Annotated in this window: 7 protein-coding genes; 5 read left to right on the top strand and 2 right to left on the bottom strand. The window is 68.6% G+C overall.

The window, feature by feature from the left end; translation table 11 throughout:
• Nucleotides 1-66: 66 nt before the first annotated feature.
• Both TR46_RS38290 and TR46_RS25810 read right to left on the bottom strand, forming a co-directional pair.
• Nucleotides 67-1899 (bottom strand): ricin-type beta-trefoil lectin domain protein, encoded by a 1833-nt coding sequence (locus TR46_RS38290; RefSeq protein WP_084718927.1) that lies wholly within the window; start codon nt 1897-1899, stop codon nt 67-69.
• A gap of 49 nt (nt 1900-1948) precedes the next feature.
• Nucleotides 1949-3310: an extracellular catalytic domain type 1 short-chain-length polyhydroxyalkanoate depolymerase gene (locus TR46_RS25810; protein WP_042405481.1), complete on the bottom strand. Its 1362-nt coding sequence runs from the start codon at nt 3308-3310 to the stop codon at nt 1949-1951.
• Nucleotides 3311-4280: 970 nt separating this feature from the next.
• On the opposite strand from TR46_RS25810, the gene TR46_RS25805 reads away from it, so the two are divergent.
• From TR46_RS25805 to TR46_RS25785, 5 genes are all read left to right on the top strand, one after another.
• Nucleotides 4281-6689, top strand: a complete 2409-nt coding sequence (locus TR46_RS25805) for a ricin-type beta-trefoil lectin domain protein (protein ID WP_042405480.1) — start codon at nt 4281-4283, stop codon at nt 6687-6689.
• A gap of 105 nt (nt 6690-6794) precedes the next feature.
• Nucleotides 6795-8783: an alpha-L-fucosidase gene (locus TR46_RS25800; RefSeq protein ID WP_042405479.1), complete on the top strand. Its 1989-nt coding sequence runs from the start codon at nt 6795-6797 to the stop codon at nt 8781-8783.
• A 231-nt stretch (nt 8784-9014) separates the two neighbouring features.
• Nucleotides 9015-10412 (top strand): arabinofuranosidase catalytic domain-containing protein, encoded by a 1398-nt coding sequence (locus TR46_RS25795; RefSeq protein WP_236655504.1) that lies wholly within the window; start codon nt 9015-9017, stop codon nt 10410-10412.
• A 149-nt stretch (nt 10413-10561) separates the two neighbouring features.
• Complete coding sequence (locus TR46_RS25790; RefSeq protein WP_063770673.1) at nt 10562-13003, top strand: RICIN domain-containing protein; 2442 nt, start codon at nt 10562-10564, stop codon at nt 13001-13003.
• Nucleotides 13004-13201: 198 nt separating this feature from the next.
• On the top strand, nt 13202-14755 hold the full coding sequence (locus TR46_RS25785; RefSeq protein ID WP_042405474.1) for an alpha-L-arabinofuranosidase B: 1554 nt from the start codon (nt 13202-13204) through the stop codon (nt 14753-14755).
• The last annotated feature ends 15 nt before the right edge of the window (nt 14756-14770 follow it).

Raw genomic sequence — 14770 nt, 5'->3', positions numbered from 1 at the left:
GCCACCGCCGAGGCGTCAGCCTACGGGGTTGAGGCGGGATGTGGATCCCGGGCGCGGCCGGGTCGGTCACCCGGCGCTGGGGGCTGTCGCCCCCGGCACCCACGTGTAGGTGGCGATGCCGTGGCTGGGAAGCGAGTCGCTGAAGGACTGTCCGTTCCAGTTCGTGGCGAACGACTGGGTGGAGCCGGAGGTGTTGTCGACGATCAGCACGAGCGACCCGTCGGGGTTCTTGAACGCCACGTCGTCGAGGTTCGCCGTGGTGGTCGAGGCGACCCGCTTGGCGCCGGGCAGGACGAACTTGCTGAAGTGTCCGACCGAGTAGTAGGCGGCGTTGTAGGTCACGTTCCCGGTGCTCTGGTTGATCGTGACCAGCGGGGTGCAGGCGTTGCAGCCGCCGGGGATCACCGGTCCGTTGTTCTGGTCCTGGGCGATGTTCCACATGGTGGCGGCCCGTGCCGAGTTGCGGGTGCTCTGGATGAAGGTCTCGATCGCGTTCTGCGGGTCGATGCCGTCCGAGCACTCGGTCTCGTAGTTGTCCTTGTCCGGGAAGGCCGACTGCATGGTGGCGATGGTGTTCAGGCCGCCCGCGTAGCAGTGCCAGGAGGTGCCGGCCAGGTACTTGCTCGCGCCGGGGTCCTGCATCAGCGGCTCGGCGTAGCCGCCGAGGACGTTGGTGTTGAAGTCGGTGCCCAGGACCTTCGGTGAGAGGCCGGCCTGTGCCAGCGACGGGCCGAGGTCGTCGGCGACGAAGGCGGCCTCGTTCTGTTCGCTGAACTCCATGCCGGGATACGCGGAGGCGTAGGTCGGCTCGTTCTGTGGAGTGATCGCGTAGATCGGCACGCCCTGGGCGGCATAGCCCTGCAGGAACTTCACGAAGTACTGTGCGAGCGGGCCGTAGCTCGCGGGCAGCAGGGTCCCCGCGTGGCCGGTGTTGTTCATCTGGCCGTTCGCCTTCATCCACCCCGGCGGACTCCACGGATTGGCCATGAACTTGATACCCGGGTTGAGGGCCGCGGCCTGCTTCAGGTCGGGGACGATGTAGCCGAGGTCGTGGGCGATCGAGAAGCTCGCGAGCGACGGGTCCGGCCGGGTCCAGCGCTGGTTGGTCGCACCGCTGCAGCCCCACAGTTGCACCGGACTGCCGTTGCCGGTGGCCGCCCCGCTCACGTCCAGGCACAGGCCGGACTGCACGCCGGTGATCGAGCCGTCGACGTTGAGCTTCCACTTCTGGTTGCTCTGGCCGTTGCAGGTCCACAGGATCACCTTGGTACCGGAAACCGTGCCTTGGCCGTTGGCGTCCAGGCACTTGCCGGCGACCTGCAGCTCCGCGGCGCCGGTGTAGGCGAACTGCTGGTTCGCGTTGCCGCTCGCGCAGTCCCAGACGTACGCCTGTACGCCGTTGGACGGGTTGCCGGTGTCGTCCAGGCAGCGGCCGGAGCCCACGCCGACCGTCGTGCCCGTCGAGGTCGAGAGGTTGTCGTCGTAGGAGTACGGCTGGGCCGTCGCGGAGAAGTCGGACGATCCCATCGGGATGCGCACCCAGCTGATCCCGATGCCCTGACTCGGGCTGAACAGGGCATTCATCAGGTTCGTGTGCGCGGCGCTGCTCAGCTTGTCCGACAACAGCCACGCCGAGCTGTCCGTCATCGCCGCGCCGAAGCCGTCCATGGTCTGGTAGGTCTGCGCGTCGTCGATGCTGATGGTCCCCGACCCGGATGAGGCCGAGAAGCCGAGGTTGGCCTGTTGGGTCAGGTGCTGGCCCAGGTCCGAGGTGGTCAGCCACTTGTGGACCGTCTCATTGGAGGCCGAAGCGGGCGAGGCCGGGATCACCACCAGCGACAGTCCGATTGCGCCGGACAGAGCGCCGGTCAGACCGACGCGAAGTCTCGCTCTTGCCATCTGTGCGCACCTCTCTGCTGCTGCGAAGGGTCCACCGGGGATTCCGGACTCAACCGAGGCTCCACTGCTGGTTGCTGCCGCCGTTGCAGGTCCACAGCTCCACCGGGGCTCCGTCGGTGGTGGACCGGCCGGTCACGTCGAGGCAGAGGCCTGACTGGACGCCGGTGACGGTGCCGTCGGCGTTGAGGTTCCACTGCTGGTTGGCCTGGCCGTTGCAGGACCAGGTCTGCACCTTGGTGCCGGGGCTGGTGCCCCGGCCGCTGGCGTCCAGGCACAGGGTCGAGCCGTTGACGGTGACGCTCAGCTGGTTCGCCGAGGTGTGCGTCCAGGTCTGGTCGGCCTGGCCGTTGCAGTCCCAGATCTGCTGCTGCGTACCCGGGGTGGTGCTCGCGTTCGGATCGTCCAGGCACTTGCCGGCCCCCACCGCACGCAGTGCACCGGACTTCGGCCCGCCACCGCCGGACGAGCCAGCGTCCAGACCCATGAAGTGGACGGCGTAGGCGGCCATACCGGAGCCCTGGACCGGCAGCTGGTGCCCGGCACCCGCGATGCTGTACGCCTCGACCTGGGTGCTCCCGCTGCCGCTGTTGTAGCGGGTGCGGGTCCAGCCGGACACCGGCGTGTCCGTGGCTGAAGGGGTCTGGCTCACCCCGAGCACATCGGTCCACTGCTTGACCTCTTCAGCGAGGTTGTTGTAGCTCAGGGTGGTGTCGGCGGTGCCGTGCCACAGTTGCATGCGCGGGCGCGGACCGCTGTAACCCGGGTCGGCGCCTCGCGCCAGGTCGCCCCACTGCTGCGGGGTCATCGACACCTGGCCCTGGGCGCAGGCGGAGTTCCATCCGTCCACGGTGCCGGTGTAGAAGCAGTGGTCGGGCACACCCATGAACGCCGCGCCGGCCTTGAACACGTCGGGGTAGTCGGCGGCCATGACGTTGGTCATCATCGCGCCCGAGGACTCACCGGTGACATAGACGGCACCGGGGTCGCCGCCGTAGTGCTGCTCCGTGTAGCTGACCATCGACATCAGCCCGACGGGGTCGCTGCCACCGTTCCGGGTCAACGCCTGGTTCGACGAGACGTCCCAGCACCGGCCGCCCGGGTTCGTCGTCGAGGGGTAGACGACGATGAATCCGTACTGGTCGGCCAGCGAAGCGAAATCGGTGCTGGAGTACAGGTACGGCCCGGAGCCCTGGCACCCGTGCAGCGCCAGCAGGATCGGCGGGTCGGGTTTGACGTTGTTCGGCACGTACACGTACATGAGCAGATTGCTCGGATTGCTGCCGAAGTTCGTGACCTGGGTCAACGTAGCGGCGGCGGCGCCGGGTGCGGCCTGGAGGCCCATGCCGACGACGCCCACGACGGCAGCGACGATACTCAGTAGGCGGGATTTCAGCGAAGGGTGTCGGGACATGGGACCTCTTCGTCCGCGTGATTGTGAGCGTTAACAACTGTGCAGGTCGCGGCCGGCGCGCATGCGGCGCCCACCACTGACGGCCTCCGTCTTCGCAACTGCTTCTGGAGTGGTCTGATCGGCCCGTGCGAGCGGGCTGCCCGCCTCATCCCGGACTGCTGTGCGGGCTGCAGTTCATCGCCGAACCCGACATCGGACTGCCGGGCCCGGTGTTGAGTCCCGCGTCGACTGCCGGCGGGTGGAGATCGAACCGATTCGCTGGATCAGCTCGAAGGGATCGTACGACTGGCGGCATGAGTGGTCAACGGAATGTTTCGTACTGAAGGCTCTTGGGTGTCGAATCTGTTGCACCGTCACACCAGCGGTCCCGCACGGTCGTCCGGACCGGACATGACCCTTCCGACGCGCCGGCGAGGCGGCATCTCCGCAGGCCGGACCAGTCGGCGGAAGCAGCGGAGGACCCGTTGCCGCCGACGCCCGACCCCTGTCGGCACCGCCGATCACGGTGCTGTGGCTTGCCCATGACACTATGTAAGTTTCGGCTATTGGTCTGATCTATCCCACTCAGTCGGGCCTCGCCTGGAGCCCGGCGGGCGCGGACGCCCAGCGCGAAACGGAGAGCTTTCGACAGCAAGGAACACAGTCCACCATCCAAAGCCGACGCGGTCGGACATCTTGACACATCCCCGTCAGCGCCGGTTACCTACTCTGTGCGCAGCCTGGTCGCGGTTCGGGTGCCGGATCGTTCGCGACGGGCTGGTCTTCCAGCGGCACCACGGGTCGCCGCTGTCTCATCTCCCCCATCAACGCCCTGCACGCCGCCACGCCTCCCGCGACGGTCGGTGCGGCTGTGCTCGTGTGCCGTCACGGCCGGGGGTCGTGACGGTGGCGCCGCAGCCGGCACGTCCCGCGCGGTCGCCGCCGACGTGCCGGCCGCTGAATGCCGCTGCCCAGGAAAGGGACCTGCGCCATGTCACGATTGAAGCGATTACTTCGGCGACTGCGGGCTTCGACGGCAATGCTCGCCGGTGCCGCCCTGGTCGCGAGCGGCATGGTTGCCGTCGCGGCCGGGCCGGCACAGGCAGCGGCGTCGATCACCGTCAACGGCTCCTCCGGCGGCCGCACCTTCGACGGCGTCGGCGCGATCAGCGGCGGCGGAGGCAACAGCAGACTGCTGGTCGACTATCCCGATCCGCAGCGTTCCCAGATCCTGGACTCGCTCTTCAAGCCGGACTACGGCGCCTCGGTGCAGATGCTGAAGATCGAGATCGGCGGCGACACCAATTCCACCTCCGGTGCCGAGCCGAGCATCGAGCACACCCGAGGCGTCGTCAACTGCAACGCCGGCTACGAGTTCTGGCTCGCCGGGCAGGCCAAGGCCCGCAACCCGGGCATCAAGCTCTACGGGCTGGCGTGGGGCGCCCCGGGGTGGATCGGCAACGGGAACTTCTGGTCGACCGACATGGTCGACTACCTGGTCTCCTGGCTCGGCTGCGCGAAACAGCACGGCCTGAGCATCGACTACCTGGGCGGCTGGAACGAACGCGGCTACAACATCTCCTGGTACGAGCAGTTGCGCTCCACCCTGAACGCCGACGGCTACTCGGCCGTCAAGATCGTCGGCGCGGACTCCGACTGGTCGATCGCCAACGACGTCGACAGCAACTCCGCGTTCGCCTCCTCGGTCGACATCCTCGGCGCCCACTACCCGTGCGGCTACCGCTCCGCGCAGTCGACCTGCACGGTTCCGTCGGCCGCCACCTCGTCCGGCAAGCAGCTGTGGGCCAGCGAGAACGGGTCGGACGACTACAACGGCGGCGCGCAGGCCATGGCGCGCGGCATCAACCGCGGCTACATCGACGGCCGGATGACCGCGTATCTCAACTGGCCGATCGTGGCCGCGATCACCCCGAACCTGCCGTACCCGACGATGGGCCTCGCACTGGCTCCGCAGCCGTGGTCCGGCTACTACTCCGTCGGCAAGAACGCCTGGGTGGAGGCTCAGACCACGCAGTTCACCGCCCCCGGCTGGAAGTACCTCGACACCTCCAGCGGCTATATCGGCGGCAACCGCAACAACGGCAGCTACGTCTCGCTCAAGTCCACGAACAACAGCGACTACAGCACCATCATCGAAACCATGGACGCCGGCAGCGCCCAGACCCTGAACTTCAACGTCACGGGCGGCCTGTCCACGGGCCCGGTGCACGTCTGGGCGACGAACGTCGGCTCCAACAACCCGGCCGACTACCTGGTGCACACCACCGGCCTGACCCCGTCCGGCGGAAGCTTCAGCCTGACCGTCCAGCCCGGCTACGTCTACACCGTGACCACCACGACCGGGCAGGGCAAGGGCAGCACCGCAGGCCCCGCACAGGCCGCCCTGGGCCTGCCGTACAGCGACACCTTCGACGGCGACGCCACCGGCTCCGAGGCCAAGTACCTGATGGACTGGCAGGGCGCCTTCGAGGTCACCGGCTGCGGCGGCGGACGCAGCGGCCAATGCGTGCGCCAGATGAGCGCCCAGGCGCCGATCACCTGGGACCCGCTGACCGACCCGCACACCCTGCTCGGCGACCTGAGCTGGAGCAACTACACCGTCTCCTCGGACGTGCTGCTGGAGAAACCCGGTTACGCCGAGCTGCTCGGCCGCGCCAACAGCCAGTCGTACACCGGAGCCGCCGGCCTGAACGCCTACCACCTGCGGGTCAGCGACAGCGGCGACTGGTCGATCCTCAGCTCGAACACCAACGGCACCGTCTCCACCCTGGCCCACGGCACCACCGCGGCCCTGGGCACCGCCCGTTGGCACACCCTGGCCCTCACCTTCTCCGGGTCCACGATCACCGCGAGCATCGACGGCACCCAGGTCGGAACCGCGAACGACTTCAGCTGGGGCGCCGGGCAGGTCGGCTACGCCACCAGCCAGGGCGAGACGGCCCAGTTCGACAACCTCTCCATCACCCCCGGCAGCGGCGGCGGAACGGGCGGCAGTAGCGGCGCGATCGTCGGAGCCGGCTCAGGACGCTGCGTCGACGTCCCCGGCGCCACCCAGACGCTCGGCACCCAGGTGGAGCTCTGGGACTGCAACGGAGGCGCCAACCAGCAGTGGACCGCCACCGCCGCGGGCGAACTGCGGGTCTACGGCGGGGACTGCCTCGACGCCAACGGCCAGGGCACCAGCCCCGGCACCAAGGTGCAGATCTGGTCCTGCAACGGCCAGGCCAACCAGAAGTGGACCCTCAACGCCAACGGCACCGTCACCGGGGCCCAGTCCGGCCTCTGCCTCGACGCCGCCGGAGCGGGCACCGCCAACGGCACCCTGCTCGACCTGTGGACCTGCACCGGCGGCAGCAACCAGAAGTGGACCCACAACTGATCCGCTGACCGGCCGGCGGAGCAGGCAGCACTGCCGGCCCCGCCGGCCGGCACCCCCGGCACTCCCCCAGCCATCCCCACGTCGTCGACCCGAGAGGCCCCCGTCATGTCGCCGTCCGAGTCCCCGTTCCAGATCACCCGTCGGCGGCTGCTGGCCACAGCCGCGGCCACCGGCGCGTTGAGCGTGCTGCGCTTCGCGCCCGAAGCCGGCGCCACCACCGGCCCGCAGAGCTACAGCGCGAGCTGGTCCTCGGTGGACCAGCACCCGCCGGCCCCGACCTGGTTCCAGGATGCCAAGTTCGGCATCTACTACCACTGGGGCGTCTACAGCGTCCCGGCGTTCGGCAACGAGTGGTACCCGCGCAACATGTACATCAGCGGCTCCGCCGAGAACCAGCACCACATCGCCACCTACGGCGACCCGTCCGTCTGGCCGTTCCACAACTTCATCCTCGGCGCCAACGACAAGTCGGGCCACTTCGTGCAGTTCGCGCCGAAGCTGGCCTCCCAGGGCGGCAACTGGGATCCGAACGCCTGGGCGACGCTGTTCAGGAACGCCGGGGCGAAGTTCGCCGGACCGGTGGCCGAACACCACGACGGGTACTCGATGTGGAACAGCGCCTCGAACCCGTGGAACGCCGTCCAGACAGGCCCGAAGCTGGACCTGGTGGCCCAGCACGCCCAGGCGATCCGCGGGCAGGGGCTCAAGTTCATGTGCTCGCTGCACCACGCCTACCACTTCAACGGCTACTACGACCACGTGCCGGCCCAGTCGGACCCCAAGCTGCGCCTCCTCTACGCGCAGCAGGGCACCGCCGCCGAGAACCTGCTCTGGTACAACAAGCTGGCCGAGGTCATCGACGGCTACCAGCCCGACCTGATCTACCAGGACTTCGACCTGAACCTGGTGGAGGAGAGCTACCGGCTGCAGTTCCTGGCGTACTACTACAACAAGGCCGTGTCCTGGAACAAGGACGTGGTGGCCACCTTCAAGGACGGCCTCGACAACAAGGGCGAGGTCTTCGACTACGAGCGCGGCGGCCCCGGCGGGCTGCTGACCCCGTACTGGGAGACCGACGACGCGATCTCCGCGACCAGCTGGTGCTACACCAACGGCATCACCTACTACTCGCTCCAGGCCATCCTGCACTCGCTGATCGACCGGACCGCCAAGGGCGGCACGATGATCCTGAACGTCTCCCCGATGGCGGACGGCACGATCCCGAGCCAGCAGCAGAGCGTGCTGCTGGGAATGGGCGACTGGCTGGGACGTTTCGGTGAGGCCGTGTACGCCACCCGCTCGTGGGCCTCCTACGGCGAGGGGCCGACGGCCATGGGCGGTGGATCCTTCAGCGGTCCGAAAGCCGGCACGCCGCAGGACGTGCGGTTCACCCGCAGCCAGGACAACACCGTGCTCTACGCCACCACTCTCGGCTGGCAGGGCGGCACCACGACCATCACCACCCTGGGCTCCAACCAGATCAGCCTCAGCGGTCTGGCGTCGATCCAGCTGGTCGACAACGCCGCGGGCGTGTACACCGCCCTGACCGACTACTCCCAGGACGGCGGCGGGCTGCACATCACGATGCCCTCGTCCAACCCGCCGTTCAGCGCCCTGGCATACGTGTTCAAGCTGACCTTCAAGGGGCAGATCCCGACCCCGGGAGCACCCCCGGTTCCGACCGGCTGGGCGAAGGTCACCAACGTCACCACCGGCCTGGTGCTCGACAGCGGCGGCAGCGTCGCGTCCGGATCCGGGCTCAAGCAGTGGAACTACAACGGCAGTACCAACCTGCAGTGGCAGTTCGTTCCGCTCGGCGGGGGGTGGTACCGGATCGTCAACAACACCAACGGCATGGTCGCCGACAGCTGGGGCAACACCGCCAACGGCGCGACCTGCCTGCAGGCTCCGTGGAACGGCGGCAACAACCAGCAGTGGCGCCTCGACGACGCCGGGAGCGGTCGCCACCACATCGTCAACCGCGGCACCGGCACCGCCCTGGACGGCTCCGGCAGCACCGCCGCCGGCTCCCCCACGGTCATGTGGTCGGAGAACGGCAGCACCAACAACGAGTACACGATCACCGGCATCTGATCGCCGTCCGACGGAGAGCGAGGAACAGGAATGGACGACAACTTCTACGTCCGGGGCCGGTCCGACCGGCCCGGGACGGTGGACCGGCCGCCGCGGACGCGGCTCGGCCGAACCAGCCGGCGCGGACGGGGGAAGCGGCCCTTCGCACCGTCGGCCCCTCCGCGCCGCGGCGGGGTGCTCGCCCGCTTGGCGGTCGCCTTCGCGATCGTGCTCAGCACGTTGGCCGGCGCGATGGGCGTGACTGGGACGGCGCAGGCCGCCGCCTCCGGGCCCTGCGACATCTATGCCTCGGGTGGCACGCCCTGCGTCACCGCGCACAGCACCACCCGGGCGCTCTTCGCGTCCTACAACGGGCCGCTGTACCAGATCCAGCGCGCATCGGACCACGGCTACCTGGACATCGGGCTGCTCTCGGCCGGCGGCGACGTCAACGCCGCGCCGCAGGTGTCCTTCTGCGCGGGCACCTCGTGCACCATCACCAAGATCTACGATCAGACCTCGAACCACAATGACATGCCGATCTCCTGGGGCGGCTACTGGAAGGGTCCGGGGCCCAACGGCTCGGACCTGGGCGCCGACGCGATGGCGCTGCCGCTGACGGTCGGCGGACATGCGGCTTACGGGGTCAAGGTCACCCAGGGAGTGGGCTACCGCGTCGACAACGCGAAGAACGTGCCCACCGGTGCCGCGCCCGAAGGCGTCTACATGATCACGTCGTCGAACGACGTGGACCAGTGGTGCTGCTTCGACTACGGCAGCGGCGAGAACTCCCACACCGATACCGGCAACGCCACCATGAACGCGATCGAGTGGGGCACGGCGTGCTGGTTCGGCGGCTGCAGCGGCTCGGGCCCGTGGGTGGAGGCCGACCTAGAGAACGGCATGTACAGCTCCAACACGGGGCCGAACACCGCGAACAACCCGGGCGTGCACTTCCCGTTCGTCTCCGCGTGGGAGAAGAACAACGGCACCACCAACTTCACCCTCAAGTACGGCAACGGCACCAGCGGCGGGCTGACCACCACCTGGTCCGGCCCACTTCCCAACGGGTACTCCCCCATGCGTACGGACTCCTCGATCCTGCTGGGCACCGGCGGCGACAACAGCGGCAGCGGCGTCGGCTACTTCTTCGAGGGCGCCGTCACCGCCGGCTATCCCTCCGACGCCACCGAGAACGCTGTGCAGGCCAACCTCACGGCGGCCGGCTACTCGTTCAGCGGCGGCACCGGCGGCGGCGCGGGTGCGTTGCACGCGGTGGGTGCGGGCAAGTGCCTGGACGACCCGAACTCGACCACGGTGCAGGGTACGCAGCAGCAGATCTGGGACTGCAACGGCCAGGCGAACCAGGCCTGGACGCACACCTCCTCCGGTCAGCTGACCCTCGGTACGGGCGGCGGCGGCCTGTGCCTGGACGCCAGCGGCCAGGGCACCAGCCCCGGCACCAAGGTGCAGATCTGGTCCTGCAACGGCCAGAGCAACCAGCAGTGGAACCTCAACGCCAACGGCACCGTCACCGGAGCCCAGTCCGGCCTGTGCCTGGACGTCACCGGAGCCTCCACCGCCAACGGCGCCCTGGCCGAGCTGTGGACCTGCAACGGCGGCAGCAACCAGCAATGGACCCTCGGATAACCGAGCGCCGGACCCAGTCACCTGCCGGAGCGGCATCGTCCACGATGCCGCTCCGGCACCCGCGAGGCACGGCGCGCCCAGCCGAACAGGCGGTGCCGGACCTCGCCGCGCAGTCGTCCAGGCCAGCCCAGCGAAGAAGGCAGACAATGATGTCCCGAACACCCGCGACCATCGGCCGCCGCCGATCGACGAGGGCAGCCCTCGTCACGGCAGTCACCCTCGGGGCCCTCGCGGCGGCCCCGATCACGGTCTCCCAGGCCGCGACGGCGACCACCCTCTACGCCTCCCCCACCGGCTCCGGCACCGCGTGCAGCTCCTCTGCTCCCTGCTCGCTGACGCAGGCCAAGGCCTCGGTCGAGGCCGTCGACAAAAACATGAGCGGCGACATCGTCGTTCAGCTGGCCGGCGGCACCTACCGGCTCTCGGCACCGCTGACCCTCGGGACGACCGACTCGGGCAGCAACGGACACAGTGTCATCTGGCAGGCGGCCCCCGGCCAGACTCCTGTGCTCTCCGGCGGGCAGCAGATCACCGGCTGGAGCCTGCACGACGCGGCCAACAACATCTACGCCGCCCCCGTGCCGACCGGGGCCGACTCGCGGCAGCTGTACGTCGACGGGGCGCTGGCCCCCAGGGCCGCGATCGGCATCAACCGGAGTGATGTGGCGGTCACCGCCACCGGCTTGACCATCAAGAACTCCGCGCTGAACTACCTCGCCTCACTGCCGGAGCAGAACCGGATCGAACTGGAGAGCCAGAACTCCTTCACCGACCGCTACGCTCCGGTCCAGTCCATCTCCGGAACCAACGTCTCCATGCAGCAGCCCGCGTGGAACAACAACAACTGGGGTTACGACACCCTCGCCAGCCCCTTCGCCGGCGGCGGCCTGCAACTGGAGAACTCCTACTCGTTCCTGAAGAACACCGGGCAGTGGTACCTCGACCCCCAGGCCGGGCAGCTGTACTACAAGGCGCCCTCCGGCTGGAACCCCACCGCCCACGACGTCGAACTGCCGCGCCTGACCTCCCTGGTGCAGATCTCCGGCGGCTACAGCGCCCCCGCGCACGACATCGCCTTCCAGGGGGTCGCCTTCGAGCACACCACCTGGCTGGGCCCGAGCACGAACATCGGCTACGCGGACCAGCAGTCCGGCACCTTCCTGGCCCAGACCTACCAGCAACCCTCGAACTTCCTGACCTCCTGCCAGTCCGGCTGCCAGCAGTTCGAGGCCACCCGCAACACCTGGAACCAGGTACCCGCCGCCGTCCAGGTCTCCGCCGCCTCGAACGTCGCCTTCACCGGCGACACGTTCACCCATCTCGGGCAGGTCGGTCTCGGCATCGGCAACGACAACGACGCCACCGCCTCCGGCACCGGCCTGGGCGCCTCGGGGATCAGCGTCACCCGCAGCACCTTCAGCGACGACTCCGGCAGCGGCATCGTCGTCGGCGGCGTGCAGCCCAACGCCCACCACCCGACCGATCCGGCGATGACCGACCAGAACATCACCGTCCAGGACGACCTGATCACGGGCGTCGCCGAGGACTACAAGGACATGGCCGGCATCCTGTCCACATACGTCACCCACGCCGTGATCACGCACAACGAGGTCTCCGACCTCGGCTACGACGGCATCGACGTCGGTTGGGGCTGGGGGGCCAACGACCAGGGCGGCAGCCAGGACTACGTGAACCGCGGCCTCTACAACTACCAGCCCGTGTACAGCACGCCCACCACCTTGAAGAACACCGTGGTGTCCTACAACAAGGTGCACGGCACCAAGAGGATCTTCCACGACGGCGGCAGCATCTACAACCTCTCGGCCAACCCGGGCGCCTCGATCGACCACAACTACATCTACGACAACCAGTTCACCGTGGGCCTGTACCTCGACGAAGGCTCCCGCTACGTCACCCTGGCCGACAACGTGGTCCAGGACACCGGTGTGTGGGCGTTCACCAACGCCAACGCCAACAACAACACCGATGACAACGCCTTCACCGACAACTGGTACAACGGCGGCGCCACCAACGTCGCCACCGGAGCCCCGCACAACAACACCTTGACCGGGAACGTCCAGGTCTCCGGCACCAACTGGCCGTCAGGCGCCCAGCAGGTCATCGCTCAGGCCGGACCGGAACCCACCACCGGCGGTGGCTTCCCCGGGGGCTACCACCAGCTGGTGGTAGCCAGCGACGCGCTGTGCCTGGACGTGTACGGCAACTCCGGCAACTCCGGTGCGGCGATCGACCAGTGGACCTGCAACGGGCAGGCCAACCAGCAGTTCCAGTTCGTCCCGCTCTCCGGCGGCTACGGCGAGCTGCAGGCCCAGAACTCCGGCCAGGACGTCGCCGTGGCCGGCTCCTCGACCACCCAGGGCACCCCGGACATCGTCCAACAACCCGTCAGCGGCAGCGCAGCCGGCCTCTGGCTGCCGCAACAGCAGTCCGACGGCTCCTGGCAGTTCAAGAACCAGAACAGCGGCCTGTGCCTCGACGTCTACGGCGCCGGCGCCAACACCGGCCAGCAACTCGACCAGTGGCCGTGCAAGAACGCCCCCGGCAGCAACCAGGACTTCACCGCACGCTGAGTGACAGCAGGTGCTGTGGCCGGGACGTCCCCGGCCTCGGCACCTGCTTCTTGACGCCCTGTCCGGGATGGGTGGATAGTGATGCCTCAATCCGAGCGCCCGCACAGCAGTCGGCCGTCCTCGAAATTGTTAGCGCTAACATTCGCGCCCCGGGCGGGACCGGTCAGCTGTCCGTACCGATGAACAAGGGAGTTCACCATGCCCGCCCTGCACCTGTACCACCGAATGCGCCGAGGGCTGGTCGTCTCCCTGGCCGCGGTGCTGCTCGCCTTCACCGGTCTTGTCGCATTCGGTGGCATCTCGCACGCAGCCGCACAAGCACCCTGCGACATCTACGCGGCGGGAGGCACGCCGTGCGTCGCGGCCCACAGCACCACCCGCGCGCTGTTCGCCTCCTACAACGGCCCGCTCTACCAGGTGCAGCGGGCGTCGGACAGCGCGCTGCAGAACATCGGGGTGCTGTCCGCCGGAGGCGTGGCCGACGCCGCGGCGCAGGACGCGTTCTGCGCGGGCACCACCTGCACCATCACCCGCCTCTACGACCAGAGCGGCGGCGGCAACACCCTGGTCTACCAGGGGCCGGGCGGGACCGGCGGCGCCGACACGGCGGCCACCGCCACCACCGAAGCGCTGACCGTGGGCGGCCAGAAGGCCTACGCGCTGTACATCAACCCCGGCAACAGCTACTGGGCCAACGGCTCGGGTGTGCCGACCGGCAGCTCGCCCGAGGGCGAGTACATGGTCACCAGCGGCACCCATGTCAACAAGGGCTGCTGCTTCGACTACGGCAACACCGAGACCGACCACAAGGCCGACGGCAACGGCGCCATGGACGCGATCAACTTCAGCACGGAATGCTGGTTCGGCGGCTGCAGCGGAACCGGACCCTGGGTGCAGGCGGACCTGGAGAACGGCCTGTTCGCAGGCGGCAGTTCGGCGTGGAACCCCGGCCAGGTCTCCGAGACCGGCCACTTCGTCACCGCGATGCTGAAGAACAACGGCACCACCCAGCTGGCACTGCGGGGCGCCAACGCCCAGTCCGGAAGCCTGACCAAGCTCTACGACGGCGCACTGCCCAGCGGATACGACCCGATGCACAAGCAGGGCGCCATCATCCTCGGCAGCGGCGGCGACTGCTGCCAGACCAACCACAACGCCAGTGCGGGCACCTTCTACGAGGGCGCCATGGTCAAGGGCTACCCCTCCGACGCCACCGACGCCGCGGTCCAGGCCAACATCGCCGCAGCCGGCTACACCGCCGGCGCCCCCAGCACCGCCTTCACGCCCGGCGCGAAGCTCTCGCTCCGGGCCACCACCTCCTGCTGCACCAACGACTACCTGCAGCACGACAGCAGCGACGACAAGGTCGTGGTCGCGCCGGTGACCTCCGGCAGTACGGCCGCCGCCAAGGCAGACGCCACCTGGATCGTCAGGCCCGGCCTGGCCGACAGCAACTGCGTCTCCTTCGAGTCGGCCGACACCTCCGGCAGCTATCTCAGGCACTACGCGTTCCAGCTCCACCTCCAGCCCAACAACGGCACCAGCCAGTTCGCCGCCGACGCCACGTTCTGCCCGCAGCCGGGCAACAGCGGCACGGGCTACTCCCTCCAGTCCTTCAACTATCCGACCAAGTACATCCGCCATTACGACTTCACCGGCTACATCGCCAGCAACGGCGGCAGCAACGCCTGGGACTCCGCGTCGCTGTGGGCCCAGGACACCACCTGGCTCGCCGCCGCCCCCTGGAGCTGACGAGGAAACCGGGGG

It is taken from the genome of Streptacidiphilus carbonis (assembly GCF_000787775.1).
GTDB lineage: Bacteria > Actinomycetota > Actinomycetes > Streptomycetales > Streptomycetaceae > Streptacidiphilus > Streptacidiphilus carbonis.
The sequence above is the reverse complement of the archived record's forward strand: the minus strand, read 5'-3'. Positions and strand labels throughout refer to the sequence as shown.

Bases quoted from the DNA above. Each gene is read 5' to 3' on its own strand.
- TR46_RS38290 (WP_084718927.1), bottom strand. From the start codon at position 1,899: ATGGCAAGAGCGAGACTTCGCGTCGGTCTGACCGGCGCTCTGTCCGGC.
- TR46_RS25810 (WP_042405481.1), bottom strand. From the start codon at position 3,310: ATGTCCCGACACCCTTCGCTGAAATCCCGCCTACTGAGTATCGTCGCT.
- TR46_RS25805 (WP_042405480.1), top strand. From the start codon at position 4,281: ATGTCACGATTGAAGCGATTACTTCGGCGACTGCGGGCTTCGACGGCA.
- TR46_RS25800 (WP_042405479.1), top strand. From the start codon at position 6,795: ATGTCGCCGTCCGAGTCCCCGTTCCAGATCACCCGTCGGCGGCTGCTG.
- TR46_RS25795 (WP_236655504.1), top strand. From the start codon at position 9,015: ATGGGCGTGACTGGGACGGCGCAGGCCGCCGCCTCCGGGCCCTGCGAC.
- TR46_RS25790 (WP_063770673.1), top strand. From the start codon at position 10,562: ATGTCCCGAACACCCGCGACCATCGGCCGCCGCCGATCGACGAGGGCA.
- TR46_RS25785 (WP_042405474.1), top strand. From the start codon at position 13,202: ATGCCCGCCCTGCACCTGTACCACCGAATGCGCCGAGGGCTGGTCGTC.